This window comes from Nostoc sp. ChiQUE01b (assembly GCF_034531255.1).
GTDB lineage: Bacteria > Cyanobacteriota > Cyanobacteriia > Cyanobacteriales > Nostocaceae > Nostoc.
In genome coordinates this window covers 13,518-29,993 of sequence record NZ_JAVRBM010000056.1, presented here as the reverse complement: position 1 = coordinate 29,993, position 16,476 = coordinate 13,518, and the positions used below count along the sequence as shown (strand labels likewise).

17 protein-coding genes are annotated in these 16,476 nt (G+C 40.8%); 11 read left to right on the top strand and 6 right to left on the bottom strand.

Annotated elements, in window-relative coordinates; genetic code table 11:
• The first annotated feature begins 96 nt into the window (after nt 1-96).
• The 3 genes from RMY63_RS28560 to RMY63_RS28550 all read left to right on the top strand — a co-directional run bounded on the left by RMY63_RS28560 (nt 97) and on the right by RMY63_RS28550 (nt 2,751).
• Nucleotides 97-1,362: a sensor histidine kinase gene (locus tag RMY63_RS28560; protein WP_322731935.1), complete on the top strand. Its 1,266-nt coding sequence runs from the start codon at nt 97-99 to the stop codon at nt 1,360-1,362.
• Nucleotides 1,362-2,024, top strand: coding sequence for a response regulator transcription factor (locus RMY63_RS28555; protein WP_322731934.1), 663 nt, complete (start codon nt 1,362-1,364; stop codon nt 2,022-2,024). The genes RMY63_RS28560 and RMY63_RS28555 overlap by 1 nt, the downstream gene beginning before the upstream one ends.
• Before the next feature lie 229 nt (nt 2,025-2,253).
• Entirely contained in the window at nt 2,254-2,751 is a 498-nt protein-coding gene (locus tag RMY63_RS28550) for a macro domain-containing protein (protein ID WP_322731957.1), read from the top strand.
• Between the two features lie 177 nt (nt 2,752-2,928).
• Here RMY63_RS28550 and RMY63_RS28545 read toward each other — a convergent pair whose 3' ends face one another.
• Nucleotides 2,929-3,354: a nucleoside deaminase gene (locus RMY63_RS28545; RefSeq protein WP_322731956.1), complete on the bottom strand. Its 426-nt coding sequence runs from the start codon at nt 3,352-3,354 to the stop codon at nt 2,929-2,931.
• An 88-nt stretch (nt 3,355-3,442) separates the two neighbouring features.
• Between RMY63_RS28545 and RMY63_RS28540 the strand changes: the two genes are divergently transcribed.
• Nucleotides 3,443-4,234 (top strand): ion transporter, encoded by a 792-nt coding sequence (locus RMY63_RS28540; protein ID WP_322731933.1) that lies wholly within the window; start codon nt 3,443-3,445, stop codon nt 4,232-4,234.
• Between the two features lie 405 nt (nt 4,235-4,639).
• On the opposite strand, the gene RMY63_RS28535 is transcribed toward RMY63_RS28540, so the two are convergent.
• The gene (locus RMY63_RS28535) at nt 4,640-5,140 is read right to left on the bottom strand and encodes a hypothetical protein (protein WP_322731932.1); all 501 of its coding nucleotides are present in this window, start codon (nt 5,138-5,140) and stop codon (nt 4,640-4,642) included.
• Between the two features lie 826 nt (nt 5,141-5,966).
• Here RMY63_RS28535 and RMY63_RS28530 point away from each other — a divergent pair.
• On the top strand, nt 5,967-6,632 hold the full coding sequence (locus RMY63_RS28530) for a phosphoribosyltransferase (RefSeq protein ID WP_322731931.1): 666 nt from the start codon (nt 5,967-5,969) through the stop codon (nt 6,630-6,632).
• 61 nt (nt 6,633-6,693) lie between these two features.
• On the opposite strand, the gene RMY63_RS28525 is transcribed toward RMY63_RS28530, so the two are convergent.
• Entirely contained in the window at nt 6,694-6,831 is a 138-nt protein-coding gene (locus RMY63_RS28525; RefSeq protein ID WP_322731930.1) for a hypothetical protein, read from the bottom strand.
• Nucleotides 6,832-6,855: 24 nt separating this feature from the next.
• Here RMY63_RS28525 and RMY63_RS28520 point away from each other — a divergent pair, with 24 nt between their 5' ends.
• Nucleotides 6,856-7,593, top strand: coding sequence for an SDR family oxidoreductase (locus RMY63_RS28520; protein ID WP_322731929.1), 738 nt, complete (start codon nt 6,856-6,858; stop codon nt 7,591-7,593).
• 170 nt (nt 7,594-7,763) lie between these two features.
• On the opposite strand, the gene RMY63_RS28515 is transcribed toward RMY63_RS28520, so the two are convergent.
• The gene (locus RMY63_RS28515) at nt 7,764-8,804 is read right to left on the bottom strand and encodes an aliphatic sulfonate ABC transporter substrate-binding protein (protein ID WP_322731928.1); all 1,041 of its coding nucleotides are present in this window, start codon (nt 8,802-8,804) and stop codon (nt 7,764-7,766) included.
• A gap of 785 nt (nt 8,805-9,589) precedes the next feature.
• Between RMY63_RS28515 and RMY63_RS28510 the strand changes: the two genes are divergently transcribed.
• The 4 genes from RMY63_RS28510 (at nt 9,590) to RMY63_RS28495 (ending at nt 12,416) form a co-directional block, all read left to right on the top strand.
• On the top strand, nt 9,590-10,258 hold the full coding sequence (locus RMY63_RS28510; protein WP_322731927.1) for a cadmium resistance transporter: 669 nt from the start codon (nt 9,590-9,592) through the stop codon (nt 10,256-10,258).
• Between the two features lie 293 nt (nt 10,259-10,551).
• A complete protein-coding gene (locus tag RMY63_RS28505) occupies nt 10,552-10,911 on the top strand; it encodes a hypothetical protein (protein WP_322731926.1) in 360 nt (119 codons plus the stop codon).
• A gap of 12 nt (nt 10,912-10,923) precedes the next feature.
• Nucleotides 10,924-11,367, top strand: a complete 444-nt coding sequence (locus RMY63_RS28500; protein ID WP_322731925.1) for a type II toxin-antitoxin system VapC family toxin — start codon at nt 10,924-10,926, stop codon at nt 11,365-11,367.
• Nucleotides 11,368-11,894: 527 nt separating this feature from the next.
• Nucleotides 11,895-12,416, top strand: coding sequence for a hypothetical protein (locus RMY63_RS28495; RefSeq protein WP_322731924.1), 522 nt, complete (start codon nt 11,895-11,897; stop codon nt 12,414-12,416).
• A 118-nt stretch (nt 12,417-12,534) separates the two neighbouring features.
• Here the strand turns inward: RMY63_RS28495 and RMY63_RS28490 are convergent, their stop codons facing one another.
• Together RMY63_RS28490 and RMY63_RS28485 are read right to left on the bottom strand one after the other, a co-directional pair.
• The gene (locus tag RMY63_RS28490) at nt 12,535-12,924 is read right to left on the bottom strand and encodes a type II toxin-antitoxin system VapC family toxin (RefSeq protein ID WP_322731923.1); all 390 of its coding nucleotides are present in this window, start codon (nt 12,922-12,924) and stop codon (nt 12,535-12,537) included.
• A 1-nt stretch (nt 12,925) separates the two neighbouring features.
• Nucleotides 12,926-13,147, bottom strand: a complete 222-nt coding sequence (locus RMY63_RS28485; RefSeq protein WP_322731922.1) for a DUF2281 domain-containing protein — start codon at nt 13,145-13,147, stop codon at nt 12,926-12,928.
• Nucleotides 13,148-13,855: 708 nt separating this feature from the next.
• Between RMY63_RS28485 and glgP the strand changes: the two genes are divergently transcribed.
• Nucleotides 13,856-16,069 (top strand): alpha-glucan family phosphorylase, encoded by a 2,214-nt coding sequence (gene glgP / locus RMY63_RS28480; protein WP_322731921.1) that lies wholly within the window; start codon nt 13,856-13,858, stop codon nt 16,067-16,069.
• Nucleotides 16,070-16,476: the final 407 nt, after the last annotated feature.

Below are 16,476 nucleotides of genomic sequence, written 5' to 3'. Positions count from 1 at the left end.
CGGAATTATTAACTTCTAATTCTTGTACAGACGCGATTAATCGCGTCTCTACTCTTAACTCCTAACTCATCACTTCTAACTGGAGCAACATGACTAATGAGTCGTCCAATTGAAATTAACAAACATCCTTTTCCGTCTCTGCTTTATCTGGAGTGGACATTACTGGCGATTACCGCATTGACAGCGGTTATACCACCTCCGTTACGGCGTTTTCGTCCCAAGCCTCCAGAACTATCAATTTGTGGTGCATTTCCAGACTTGTCAGTTTGTAGCATATTGCCAGAAGTATCAATTTATAGTCTGATTATTTTTGCGGTAATGGGCTTAATATTACCTAGAAATAACCAGACAACTAAGGTAATATATACAGCAATTGAAATTTTATTAATTCTAATAATTGGACTTTTTGGGGAAAGATTTGCTCGGCTTTTCCCTTTTCTCTATATAATTTTAGTGACTCGTAGTTGTCTGATTTTTCAGTTAAATGGGCGTTTATTTGTTACAAGTTTGTCATTTGCTTTATTTTTAGTTACTACACAACTAAAATATCAGTTATTCAATTTTCAAGCATCGCCACAGGCACAAGAGCGATATCGATTTTTGATTTTGAATTCGTCGCTAGTATTTGGTTTAAGTTTGGTTTTTGTGTTGTTGATGATGAATGCAGTTTTGTCTGAACGGCAAAGTCGAGAAAAGCTAGCTCTTGCTAACGAAAAACTCCGTCAATATGCTATGCAAATTGAAAATCAAGCTACCTTAGAAGAACGTAACCGCATTGCTCGTGAAATTCATGATTCATTAGGACACTCTCTAACTGCTTTAAATCTGCAATTAGAAACTGCTTTAAAACTATGGCAATCTAACCCAGCTAAAGCTGAAACATTTCTCGCAACTGCAAAAGAATTAGGTTCAAAGGCGCTAAAAGATGTTCGTCAATCTGTTTCTACTATGCGTTCTAATCCCTTACAAGAACAATCTTTAGAAGATGCGATCGCTAGTCTTTCAGAAAATTTTCATCGCTTTAATGGAATATTACCAATTTATCAAATCAACCTGGAATATTCTCTACCACCTGACATAAATACTGCCATTTACCGGATTACTCAAGAATCTTTAACTAATATATCTAAATATGCGTATGCAACAGAGGTTAAATTAGAACTCACTACAACTAAAGGCAATTTGCAATTGATAATTCAGGATAATGGTAAAGGTTTTGATGTAGGGCAAAATACTACTGGTTTTGGACTTCATAGTATGCGCGATCGCACTTTAGCACTTGGGGGTAAGTTTAATATTAATAGTGCTCTTGGCTCTGGTTGCAAAATTACAGTTAATATTCCCTTAACAAGGTTGACATAATGATTAAAGTATTGCTGGTAGATGACCAAAGTTTAATTCGTCAAGGATTAAGAGCGTTATTGGAACTAGAACCAGATTTAGAAATAGTTGGAGAAGCAGAAAACGGTCAACAGGCGATTAATTTTGTTGCACAATTTCAGCCAGATGTAATATTGCTAGATATCAGAATGCCAATTATGGATGGAGTTGCAGCCACGCAGGAGATTCAAAAACGTTTTGCCAAAACTAAGATTTTAGTACTAACGACTTTTGATGATGATGAATATGTGTCAGCAGCTTTAAAAAATGGGGCAATGGGTTATTTATTGAAAGATACACCATCAGAAGAATTAGCTGTTGCTATTCGCGCTGTTCATAAAGGATATACGCAATTAGGCCCAGGTATAGTTAAAAAGCTGTTGACTCAATTCTCTCATGTTGCACCAACTCATTCACCGCCTGTACCATCTAGTTTAACTGAACTTACTCCTAGAGAAAAAGAGGTTTTGCGATTAATTGCTACAGGCGCTAGTAACCGAGAAATTGCTCAGGAACTCTACATTTCTGAAGGGACAGTAAAAAATCATGTTACGAATATTTTAAACAGATTAAATTTGCGCGATCGCACTCAAGCTGCGATTTGGGCAAATACATATTTATCCTATTTGAATGAATCAAGTTAAATAATTCGTAATTCTTTGCCAAGCTACTTATACAAATAAAAAAATCATAACTTACGCATTGATAAAGTGGACAAACAATGATTGAATAAATCAGAAAAAAGCAGACAATCGCTCATCACTTTAAGCAGACTAATCGTTAAGCTTGAAGCTAAAACTGTATAGTGGACATCTACATAATACACTTGTAGTGTATAGATTAGTCTCGATTGGGCTTAATTGTTTTATGGAAGTGATTTTGGGTGATATCACAAAGTTAGAAGTTGATGCCATCGTCAATGCTGCAAATACTAGTTTGCTTGGGGGTAGTGGCGTAGATGGAGCTATACACAAGGCATCTGGCTCGGGCCTAGTTGATGAGTGTAGGTCACTTGGAGGATGTAAGATTGGTGATGCTAAACTAACCAAAGGATATCGCTTACCTGCAAGCTTCATCATTCATACCGTAGGCCCAGTATGGCGAGGAGGTAATCACGGAGAACCCGAACTTCTAGCTCAATGTTATTATCAATGTATGCAAATTGCCGCAGATAAAGAGTTTAATAGTTTGGCATTTCCTTGCATCAGTACTGGCATTTATAAATATCCTAAAACTTTAGCAGCTGAGGTTGCAGTGAAAATATGCGATGAACAGCTACAAAAGAATGGTTGTCCACAAAGAATAATTTTTTGCTGCTATGACCCAGAAAACTATGGAATATATACAAATATTTTAGGACTTAGGCATTAACATAAGTAAATTAATATTGGTTAGATAAATTACTTTTCAACCGCAGAAGCACAGATTATGACACTTGCTTGAGAAGGTTTTCCAATTTGAGCAAAGTGTCCGTAGACCAAAGATAAAGAATGAGATTTTTCGAGTTATTTTGAAAGGACTATTCCTAAAAATAATTTTCTTCCTAAATTATTTAAATAATTCCAAACATTCATTTTTTAAAACGTCTCTTGTGACTTTGATTTTCCTAAATGACTTATCAATTACCTCTTCGCAAGATATATTAATTTGTGATTGATTTACAGTAATTAAATCTTGAATTGAAGCACCATATACAATTTCTGATAAACCACTCCAAACACAAGCAGTTGCACACATCGGACAAGGTTCGCCAGTTGTATATATGTTATAACTTTCTAAAGAGGGGTTTTTCAGTTTAGCTGTTAAACTACGAATAGCATTGATTTCTGCATGGGCTGATGGATCGTTGTCTCTCCTCACAGTATTATGAGCTACGGCAATGACTTCGTTATTTTTAACAATCACTGCACCGTAGGGTGCATCACCTTTTTTTGCTTCTGCCAATGCTAAACGCATAAAATATTCTGGGTTCATATAAGCTGAGGTTAACATAAAGATAATGGCTAATTATATCGTATTTCTAATGTTATAACTGGGAATTAAGATGTATTAATGGTCGAATATGTTACTGAGCAAACAAGAAACAGAATTTTACTTAGAAGACCTAGAAACACCAATAGGTAAAGCGATTAATTTAACACTCGCCTCTTTGGTGCTAATATCATCAGGAATTTTTGTAACAGAAACATATAATATTCCTGATTATATGCGGTTTCAGTTAAATGTAGCTGATACTGCGATCGTCATCATCTTCGCTGTGGAATATTTACTCCGCCTGTGGAGTGCGGAAAACAAAATTAAGTATATTTTTAGCTTTTATTCGATTATTGACTTAATGGCGATTCTGCCATTTTTTCTAGGTATGGTGGATATTAGCTTTATCCGCCTATTACGATGGTTTCGGATTTTACGATTAATTAGATTTATAGATAGAAAGTTTTTATTCGCTAGTATCAGCAGTGAAGATGGGATGATTTTTGCGCGAATATTATTTACGTTATTTGCAATTGTTTTTATTTACTCTGGCTTAATTTATCAAGTCGAGCATCCGGTTAATCCTGAAAATTACGGTACATTTTTGGATGCATTTTACTTCTCTGTTGTCACAATGACAACTGTAGGATTTGGCGATGTTATTCCAATTTCGGAATTAGGACGCTTGCTAACAGTATTGATGATTTTTACCGGAATTGCATTGATTCCTTGGCAAGTGGGAGATTTAATTAAGCAAGTGGTGAAAACTGCTAATCAGGTAGAAATAGTTTGTTCAGGTTGTGGTTTAGCTTTCCATGATGTAAATGCTGGGTTTTGTCAGAGGTGCGGGACTAAGTTACCTAGTTGCAGGATTGATTAGACATCTGATGAAATTAAATGTGCGTTATCCACAATCCTTGGAGAGATGTAGCACTGCTATGTCTCTATATTCTTTTTCACTCCTATAGGATATCTCCCTTGAGAAAAACCCAGGTTCAATAACAACGAATTCAAGACTTTAATTATACGATTCAAACACAAACAAATCTGGCGATCGCAACTTCATTTCCACACTTTTTTAGGGTGATGTGTACTAAGGCGATAACACACCCGACACCCATACCATCTTCTAATTTAGAAAATAGCTTCCAAGGTTTTTATCTCACTTTGGTAAGGGAGGGTTCAATAAAAGTAATTTTAGAAAAGAATGTGACAGAACCTCAGCTTCGATTTTACTCGGCTCAACCTAGCGTATATAAGATTTTGACAGTAATTTCAGGCAATATTAGGCGCTGATAGGTTGTTGTTCAGATTCAAACTGATTATTTGGTACATCAAATCTAATAGTACTAGCCGCCCAGTCTTTGAAATCGGGTGCTAGCCAGACTAGCTTACGCAAAATTTCATCATTAACCCACAAAACCAACGGGAACTGAAACTGTTTCCGAAACTCATCTCGCATGATATTGGTACTAATAATCAGTTGGTTAATTGCTACTACAGATTCTAAGCCTCTTACCATCAAAGCTTCGGGTTGAGTAGTACCAATTTCACTTGTAATAGCTGTGTATAACTTGTCAACCGTAGGTGAGAGCAAAATTTCGTGGATATCTGCTGATGAAAATTCTGTTAACAAATTCAGCACTTGTTGCTGCCTTTGAATACAGTTACAACACGCCAATAACAGCGAAAACTCTCCACCAGAAACCATCATCGCCCTTGCCAGTCTCTTAGTGGCTGCTGTGCTGCTAACTGTGCCGTTTTCTGAATTAGTTAAGCCGATCATTAAAAACGTCCTTCTTTTGATTTTCAAACATATCTCAGTGATTCTACCCTATTAATTTTTCTTCAAAAGTGTTAATTGGGTAACTTTTATGACTTTTATCTGTAATATTAAGCATTATATAACGAACAAGCAGATGCTGCATTATCTCATATTCACAATTCAGGCATAATGTAAAGATAATATCAACACAACGTCAGTAACAGGGGACAGGCGAAGAATTAACAATTGAATGATCACTGGATTTTCATAGATTTTTGCATCTGCTAGCAATTAAGTAATTTTTTCTGAGTCTACAGTCAAAAAAATACTCAGTAAAAGTCTAACAGTAAATGTTAGCAAGTGGCAAAACTTATAGCAGTTTTCAAATGCACCCCTACTTAAACATTAGGTTTTCCATGTCACCCTTCTTTTGTGGTCGCACTATAACTTTGCTTCACGCTAACACCAGTTACCTACAGCAGTAAACCCCCTACAGCGAGAGTTCACCGCTTCACTGTGTCTTCTCAACAAGCCATTTGGGGGCGGATATTGAGTGTGGAGTAGTAAAATAGTCTCAGCGCAAGATGCAGAAATCTTGTTGCATTAAAGCTAACTCATCCGTTTGATAGAACTGTAGATAGAATATGTCGCTCCGTTAGTGGAGGACAGGGAATATTTAGCTTTCTAAGATCGATTTAGAACATCTGATTAGAACATCTGAACTATAACAACAAGTTTGGAATTTGCTCAATTACTCCATTGTTTGAGGTTGATAGCCAATAACAAACGTATGTAAATATTTATTTATTTAATTAATTTTTTGGAAACCAATTAGGAATATCACACCATGCTATTTAAAGATCGGAGGTTTGCGGGTCAAGTTTTGGCTAAGGAGTTAACCGCTTATGCTAACAAGCCAGATGTTCTGGTATTAGGGCTACCAAGGGGTGGTGTACCTGTTGCTTTTGAAGTTGCCAAAACGTTAAATACTCCCTTAGATGTTTTAGTGGTACGTAAATTGGGTGTGCCCGATCAAGAAGAACTAGCGATGGGAGCGATCGCTTCTGGTGGTGTGCGGATAGTCAATAAATATATTATCAGCCTGGTGAAGATATCCGATGAAGTAATTGCCAGAGTAGCGGCGCAAGAAGAACGGGAATTAGAGCGGCGGGAACGGCTTTATCGGGGAAATCGCCCTTTAAAAAATTTACAAGGACGTACAGTCATCTTGATCGATGATGGTTTAGCCACGGGTGCAACGATGTGGGCTGCTGTTGTAACTGTACGAAAACAGCAACCTGCTCAGATTGTGATTGCTGTGCCTGTGGCTGCACCTGAAACTTGCCAAGAGTTAGAAACTCAAGTAGACGAAATCGTTTGCATCTCCAGACCCAGCCCTTTCCAGAGCGTTGGTCTTTGGTACGAAAGCTTTCCTCAAACTACCGATAAAGAAGTCCGCGACTTACTCGCAAAAGCGGCAAAGAACGGTGAAGCAATACCTCTTGGTATGTAGATCAAGATTAAGTTTATGAGATGGTCTCAACTCACCAATTGAAGTTTTAACGGGACAGAACTCAAACGGCGTCATGATAGCGGTTCAGATTAGTAGTAACGTTGCCCGGACAAAAACGTTGATCGAGTATACAAACTAGTTGATATGGTTGAATAATGCTGAGTTCATCTGAAACAGCACCCGATGTTTCACGATCCATACTCAATAATCCCCAGGAATAAATATGTCTGAGATTCAGAACAAAGTGATAATTATCACCGGAGCCAGCAGTGGGTTAGGTGAAGCGACTGCGAAGCGACTTGCTGCTAGTGGAGCCAAACTGATGCTGGCTGCTCGACGCGAAGATCGGCTCAAAGATTTGGTTGCAGCGATCGCTAAATCAGGAGGGACTGCAACCTATCAAGTAACGGATGTAGCACATCGCGCCCAAGTGGAAGCCTTAGCGAAGGAAACTTTGAGTACATACAGCCGGATTGACGTACTAATCAATAATGCCGGGTTGATGCCACTTTCTCCCCTCGACCAAGTAAAAGTAGAGGAGTGGGATCGGATGATCGATATCAATATTAAGGGCGTTCTCTATGGGATTGCTGCCGTGTTGCCGATTATGCGTCAGCAAAAGTCTGGTCACGTCATTAACCTATCGTCAGTGGCTGGACATAAGGTGTTTGCGGGATCGGCCGTTTACTGTGCTACCAAATACGCAGTGCGAGCGATCTCTGAAGGGCTGCGGCTAGAGTCAAATGGTGAAATCCGTTCGACTAATATCTCACCAGGAGCCGTTGCCACCGAGCTGGCTAACACGATTACCGATAAAGACACAGCCGCAGGAATTAATCAACTTTATGAGATCGCCATTGATGCAGATGCTATTGCTCGGGCGATCGCATACGCCATTGAGCAACCCGGTGATGTTGATGTGAATGAAATCATCATCCGTCCGACACGTCAAGAACTTTAGATTTCGGCTGACAGAGCAAGCATTCGGCTCAGATAAACTCTCTCACCGAACAAGCAACTATAAAATTCGCTTAAAAAAACTCTGCGTACCTCTGCGCTTTCCTTTGCGTCCCTCTGCGTTTAAAACATAACGATTTGTAAACACAACTCTACTAAATTGTCAGTGTCAGATTAATAAGTCCAGTTTTGCTTAGTCTGCAAGCTATAAGTTCCATCTTTCACATTCACCCGCTCAGGAATCAGATTTAAATCTCTAAATATATTTGCCTGATGCTGTAGAGCAGTGAGCGATTGGTCGTCAATCGGGATGATGGCGCGTTCGGCACTACGTTGCTGTAAAGTTCCGACAATAGATGGATCGATTTCATGGTGTTCTGCCATTCGTTGAACCGCTTCTAATTCCTGTTTCTTAGCCCAAGCTCCAGCTTCGTTTACCTCTTCTAAAATCACCTTGAGCAGGTCGGGATAGTCGCGTACCAGTTCTGGAATCGCGTAGTAATAGGTCGGAACTTCCACGGAAGCTTTGTCACCAAATATACTCTCTAGGTCTGCAATCGATCGCCCTGGATAAGCGCTTCGGGCAAGAGTAGCCGTGTAGGGAACCCAAATCACCCAAGCATCGATTTCACCCCGACGGAATCGCGGCAACGCCTCCGGTTGTGTCAGATAAACTGGCTCAATATCACTAAAATCGAGTCCGACTTTTGCCAGCGATCGCACAAGCACATAATGGGCGCTTGAGCCTTTGTCAAAAGCGATCTTTTTACCCTTTAGGTCAGCTAGCATCTGAATCGGCGAATCTTCCGGTACTAGAATCGCTTGACCTTTGGGAGCGGTATATTTTTCCTTAGCCACTCGCACAAATACATGATCCGCCGCTTGAGAGAAGATGCTGGCCGTACCACCGCCACCGCAGAAGTCAATCGTCCCATTGCTGAGTGCTTCTATCAAAGAAGAGGCTGATAAAAAGCTTGTCCAGGTGACACTCAGCCCATAAGGTCGCAGACGCGTTTCGAGCAAGCCTTGAGCACGGAGAACTTCCAGATTTGTCATCCCTTCTGGATATCCTATTTTGAGTTGTTTGAGCCGCCGCGCTTGCTCTGCTAAGGGCGTATTGCTAGAGCGATCGGAACGGTTAGAAAACCAGCGATCCAAAACTACACAGAAAATTATCCCCCCCATAAACAGTCCCACGGTTTCCAGTAACTGCATTATGGAGCTTTTGGGTAGTTTAAACTGATTCATCAGAGTGGAGAGCTGATTGCCAGATTCAGAATTGGCAACGGCATGACTGTCAAAAATTAGAGTCAAGACCAAAATCGATACAAGACCGAAGCAAAATCGAACTGCAAACCTGTAGGTAGCCGATCTACGAGTGGCTGATCTGAGCGACCGTAAGATGTTTTGACCTGTGCATCTACGCACAAAGTCAATCAAACGGCTAATCATAATGACTCCTTTGTTGATGCTGGCAATGAATGGGGCGTTATATACGAGAATACAGCCAGAATGTTAGACTTTTTGGGGCTATTCTATTATATATTACTTACGCACTGTACAAATTAATCGTGGTATGCGTTTCCCAAAATAGGTTTTTTCAGGCTTTTATTCATTATTTTTTGATGATAAATACACCTACACTGTAGGGGGGAATTCATGAATTGTTCCTACAGTATGGTTTTTGAAATCACACCTATTTGGTATTTATTGTCAATGCGTAATTCCTATTATATATTATTAGGACTTACGCAAATATTTTATATGTATTAGGTTGAGGCATTTAAGAGAAGCGTAGCATAATCCACCATCGCCACTATGAGTAGTTTTGCTACGTAATTATTGTATTATAACTAAGTTGAAGAAATAAGAAGTCGAGTCACGCCCGATGCGCGAAACTCGCGTTCTCAGATTAATATTTCTCGATATTGTGAGGCTGATTACAAAGTTGAGCGATCGCTAGTTTCGGTCATCAGATAGGTGTTGAGTGAGGAATGGTGATGGATTGGTTAATTGCAACAATTAAGATCGGGCTAGCTACTGCTGTGGCGACAACGTTTGACGACAATATTTATCTAACTGCTTTCTTCAGTGAGGTTAATCGGACTTTTCGGCCTCAGCATGTTGTGGTTGGCGAAATTATCGGGTTCACGGCATTAGTGACAGTAAGTTTCCTTGGTTTCTTACTCGGTCTAGCAATTCCGTCAACTTGGACTGGTTTACTGGGAATTCTGCCGATACTCATTGGCTTGAACAATTTGTTTAACTTGAATAAGGATGATTCAGACGAAGATAAGTCAGCTAATCTGAAAAGAAACTCTAAATTTAAAGGATTTGATTCCAGAAAGCGATCCCTCTGGGACGTAATCCGCGATCCCCAAACCTATCGCGTCTCTGCGGTAACAATTTCTAACGGCGGCAACAATCTTGGGATCTACATACCCCTGTTTGCCAGCAGCAGCATTCAAAATCTGGCCGTGATCGTACCAGTTTGCTATTTCATTGTTTGCTGCTGGCTATTTATGTCTTATACTTTGACTCATCAACCCGGTATCGCCTTGGTACTCAGCCGTTATGCTGGCAAAATTTTCCCTTTCGTGCTGATGTGGCTAGGTTTTAGAATTTTGATGGACAGCGAATCCTATCGTCTTTTTCTAACGAACACTTGACTGCTATGACCACTTGTGTTTAGTGCTGACAAAGCAGTTGCGATCGTAGTGGGTTAACGTGAGTTCGACGAGTGCTATTTTGACCTCTCCCCCAGCCCCTTCCCTTGTAGGGAAGGGGAGTAAGACTCAAAGCCTCTCTCCTTTTAGGAGAGAGGTTTGGAGAGAGGTCAAAGTGTATTGCATCCAAACGAGAAGCGCTATATGCTTTATGAGTGGTGCCGTACTCTCGGCGCTAACACACCCGACTGGATTGACTACGGTAGAATGAAAAAGACACTTTAAGTGTTTCAAACATGGTTATTAATCTGAATGTACCGCAATCCCAGCCAGCCATCAACCTGAAGGTGACACTCCTAGTAGAAACCCTCAAAAATGGTCAGTTTGCTGCATCTATCTTTGAGTTTCCCAACTTTATTGTCATTGCACAAACACGGGAAGAAGCGATCGCTCAACTGCAAGCCACGTTTGTAGAAAGACTCAGCAACATCGAAGCTATTTCCTGGAATGTGCCACTTTCCGCTTCACCACCTACCTGGATGCAATTTGCTGGTGTCTTTCAAGACGATCCAGATTTTCAGGAAATCATGGATGGAATTCGAGCGGAGCGAACCTCAGATGATGACACTGAAGTTGACTTCTCATACTACTTGTAGAGGAAGCTTAGTGTGTCTCGATATATTCTCGATACGGACCATGTTTCACTAATTCTTTGCAATCATCCCCAAGTTACCGCCAATGCTTCTTTACATCAAATTGCTGTTACGGTAATTACGGTTCAAGAACTTTTCAATGGCTGGATTGGTAAAATTAATGATCCATCAGCAGTGCATAATCTGCCTGCATTGTATTCAAAACTTTGGACAACCGTCAAATATCTCCAAACAGTTGAGATCCTAGATTTCACACCAGAGGCTGATGACTGTCTCAAACATCTGCTTAAAGAGAATCCTCCCTTGCGAAAAAATCGCTTGCAAAAAGATATACGAATTGCAGCGTTGGCGAAGCCCGCCGCAGGCATCGCATTATCTCTTAATGCCACAGTCGTTACCCGTAACCAACGAGATTTTAGTCTAGTACCCAGACTAGCGATGGCAGATTGGACGCTGTAACCAATGGCACTAAGTTAAGATACAGTCCTTGCCCTGACTGGTTAAAAGCCTGGAGGCTCGAAACCCATTCTGGGAGGCGGAGCCTCCTCTTTCTTGGCGAGAGGCAGCAGACATCTCGGAATACATTCCCAGTCTTAAGACTCTTAACGAAGCGAACCCCTACCCCAGCGGTTCGGATAAAGCATTTGGGCGCTCTACACAAAATTTAATGCAAAATTATCAGAGATGGCATTAATTTATAAAATGTGTCAATCATTACGCGCTTCATTTACCAGCAAGGCTAGTGTTCTCGGTTGAGTACTTGGATGTGTAATTGTCTTTGTCTCTGATGGATGCGCTGGGAGTTAACACAGAACAGATTCGTGTTTTCCATCCCCTCCACTGGCGATTTTAGCGCTGGTATCTCCCTAGTAAGCTCTGCTCTGTGAGTGACCTTTATTGGTAGGAGAGAATCGAAAAAACTGATGTTTTGTGTGCTGGCGTGATTACTATTACTTCAATTAAGTGTGTGGACTTGAGGTGAATATATGGCAGTTATCAATGGTAATGATGGAAACAATAATATTGTTGGAACTCCTAATAACGACACATTGAATGGTGGATCTGGTAATGACACTTTAACTGGTGGCGAAGGTAATGATTCTCTTGTTGGTGGAATTGGTAAAGATAGGTTGTTTGGTAATAGTGGCGCAGATGTTCTCATAGGTGATTCTTTTGATGACATTTTAGTTGGAGGTCCTGGGAACGATACTCTTAGAGGTGGTGCCGGTAAAGACTTATATATCATCAATTCGCCAGATGATGGGATTGATGTCATTCAAGATTTTTCACCTGGTAGAGGCGATCGGATTCAAATTTCTGCCGCAAACTTTGGAATTGAGTTAAATAACGCTGGAGTTCCTCTAATTAATGAATTTACGTTTAGTTATTTCAATGGTTACTCTGGTGGTTATCTATATTTTGGTGATGCACAATTAGTAGTGTTAGAATCAGGCTTCAACGGAGGAGGCTTTGATTCTGGTTTTAATAATTACATTACCTTTGTTTAAAAGCTAACTTTACTATCAATTAGCAGCTCTTTCAACGAAAAGGGCAAGGGGATAAGTGCGATCGCTCATTTTATAGGTTAGATTGAGGCAACAAAACCCAACATTATTTTTATTGATTTCAATCCCATAACCTTTGAATGGGATAAGCATCAAACTTGACATCTGTGCTAATCAAAATAAGAGAGTGATTGATGGCTTGAACAATTAACATTCTATCAAAGCGATCGCGATGATTTGATGGAAAAGTCAGCGTTGAATATAACTCAATATCTTGAGCGATAATGTGTAATATTTGAATATTTATATATTGCAATTCTTTAGATAAATCTTCAATAGGTCGATGAATTTCCAACTTACCTGTATTAATTTTAATAGCAATTTCCCAAAGGCTAACGATACTAAAATACAAGTTTTCTTTTTGATCAATAATATTCTTGGCTTTCATGGTTAGATGAGGATCGCCTAGTAAATACCAAAGAAAAGCATGAGTATCCAAAAGAGCTTTCATATTACATATATTCCGCCAAATCTTCTAATGATTCATCAAAATCATCTGACATAATGATTTGACCTGCCCAACTACCATAACCGTGATCGGTTTCCATCTTTTCCTGAGATTGTTTATTATTTGGATATTTTTCTCGTAAATATTCTGCATAATGCAATAGTTCCGTCTTGAGAGATTCAGGCAGACTAATAACGACTTTCCATAAAGCTAGCTCAGTATTCATAATTTTTATTTTAACCAGATAAAGAGATGAGTATCTAATATAAAATTGTGTCAAGGGAGCGGGTGTGCCTCGATTGTTGCCACTACGCCTATAGTTTTACCTAAGCATTGGTGACATATTGCACCAGTTCACGAACGTCTGCGAGCGTCATTTTGCTATCTCTACCGCTACACGAATATGATAGCAACTCCAGTTTGTAGAAGCTGGGCCAATATGGTTCGGTTAAGAATATTTGTAGGTTGGGTTGAAGGTCGTGAAACCCAACAAACCGTCATCAAGACATATAAATAATCTTAGTTGCTGATTTTTAACATTTAAATAAATATTAACAACAAAACAAAAAAGTTAAAATAATGTCAACGAATTTGATAGAAAAAAATATCAAAATTGTCCAAAAGTAGAGATAATTTTTAGAAGACGAAAACAATAAAAACCATTTACTTGGATAAGGTTTGATGTCGAGAAACTGTTCCAACTTCAGGGGAGAGTTCAGCAAATGAAGACTCCGGTGTTATAAACCTGAAGAGGAAATAAAAGGGATTGGGGATTGGGCATTGGGCATTGGCACAACGGGCAGAGGGGCAGAGGGGAAAAACTTACTGCAACTTCTCCCCCAGTCCCCAGTCCCCAGCGATGCACTGAGCTTGTCGAAGTGTCCCCAGTTCCCAATAAATAGAGAAAAGTTAAGCGCGAGGACATAGATTTAGTATGGCTAATAGCAGTGCAATCACCGCAGCACGACACTTGAGTGAAAAGTTACCTTCACCGCTCAAACGTTTGGCAGATTTGGCTTATAACTACTGGTGGAGTTGGAGTGGCGATCGCATCTCCCTATTCCAAAGCATTGATCCCCAAGAATGGGAACGCTGTGGGCATAATCCAGTAGCAATTTTAGAGTCAGCAACTTACGAGCGTCTGACCCAATTAGCAGAAGACCCATTTTACCTAAAGCAGATATCCGCCCTCGCGCGTGAGTTTGACCAATACATCAACCAGCAGGATACTTGGGTCAGTCGAGTTGCACCGCAAGTATCTGCATTGCGCCCCATTGCTTACTTTTGCGCCGAATTTGGCATCCATGAATCTCTACCCGTCTACTCTGGCGGCTTGGGAATTCTCGCCGGGGATCACTTGAAATCATCATCAGATTTGGGTGTGCCGTTGGTTGGTGTTGGCTTGTTGTATCGCCAAGGTTATTTTCGGCAACGCTTGAACCGCCAAGGTTGGCAAGAAGATTATTATATTGACAACCCTTTTGGACACATGCCCCTAGAGTTAATTAAAAATGAGCAAGGGGAATCGGTGACTATCGAGTTACAAGTTCGCCAACGGGTTGTGAAAGTGCAAATTTGGCGAGTGCAAGTTGGGCGAGTCACATTATATTTATTAGATAGCGATCGCAATGATAACGATCCCATTGACCGCTGGCTAACAGGACACCTATACGGCGGTAACTTGGAAACCCGCATCGCCCAAGAAGTCGTTTTGGGAATTGGTGGTGTTCGCGCCCTACACGCCTTGGGAATTGAACCTTCTGTCTATCACCTCAATGAAGGACACGCTGCATTCTGCACCTTGGAAATTGCCCGCTTAGAAATTGAGCGGACTGGTAAATCGTTTTATGATATCGAAGCCAAGGTGCGGAACAGTTGTGTATTCACTACCCACACCCCCGTTCCCGCCGGTCATGATGTCTTCTCTCCCGATTTAATAGACTCCTTCTTTGCCAGCTATTGGCCGCAATTGCGACTTTCTCGTGAGCAATTTTTGGCATTGGGTGCAAGACGACTGGGCGATCCTTGGGAACCTTTTGGTATGACTGTTTTGGCATTGCGGATGTCTCGTGCTTGCAATGGCGTGAGTGAATTACACGGTCAAGTTTCTCGTAAAATGTGGACAGTTCTCTATCCGCAGCGATCGGAAGACAAAGTACCAATCGGTTACATTACTAATGGCGTTCATGCACCCACTTGGACTGCACCCCTGTTAGGTGACTTATATAACCAATATTTGGGAGAAGACTGGAAAAATCACGCCGTCGATCCCAAGATGTGGGCTAAAGTTGACAAGATTCCTGATGAGGAATTGTGGTCACGGCATCTTATCCTCAAAGAAAGATTGATTGCCTTCACCCGTTATAAGGTGAAAAAATCACGGGAGTTACGTGGCGAAAATTATGAACTCATTCAAGCAACTGAAAGACTACTCGATCCCAATGTATTGACCATTGGATTTGCCAGACGCTTCAGCCCTTATAAACGCGGGGATCTGATTTTGCGCGATGCCCAACGTGCACTGAAGATTTTTGGTAATGCTCAACGTCCAGTACAAATTATCTTTGCAGGTAAAGCCCACCCAGCCGATGAAGAAGGTAAGCGGATTATTCAGCGCTTGATGGAGTGGTGTCACAATTCCGGGATTATCAACCGAGTCGCCTTTATTGAAGATTACGACATTTACACTGGTCAAAAATTGGTGCAAGGTGTGGATGTTTGGTTAAATAATCCCCGTCGTCCCCTAGAAGCGTCTGGTACGAGTGGACAAAAAGTCTGCTTCAACGGCGGTCTTAATTGCAGCGTCTTGGATGGCTGGTGGTGCGAAGGCTACCAAGCAGGGCCAGATGGCAAAGGAATTAACGGTTGGGCAATTGGTGAAGATGCTAATACTAGCGATCAACAATTGCAAGATCGGATTGATTCGCGATCGCTTTATCAGCTGTTAGAAGAAGAAATCGTTCCTCTATACTATGACCAAGATGCCCAAGGTATTCCCCACCGTTGGGTACAAATGATGAAAACGTCCATTAAGACAAATGCGCCGTTATTCAACACTGACAGAATGATTGCCGACTACGTTTCACAGGTGTATGTCCCAGAGATTTCTAAGAGTGTAGAACCGATTTTAGCTAAAGTACTGCTTTAGAGCATTTTCAGTTTCACTCTAGTAATCATCGTCATTCATCGAATTCCTTTTTTGTGACATTTCAATCGTCCAGTGGACACGTTGGTGATGTCCACTGGACGGTTAATTAGGGCTTGCTGATTTGCGATCGCTTTTGATATAGCAAAGTGCTGAGTGCTGAGTGCTGAGTGCTGTTAGCGATAGCGGGGCGTTTAGCCCGTGCTGAGTAAAAACCCAGTAATTTCAGGGTTTTTAGCAATCACCAATGTCCTAACTGCCTTGGTGGTTGCTATAACTCCCGAAACAGCATATTTTTTACGGCCACGATAGCGGCGTAACTCAATGTGACCAACCCAAAGAATTTTAATTTACTAAGCTTTCCAGGATTCTCGCCCAAAGCCTTGAGTTATGATTCCCTGTTGGCTCAA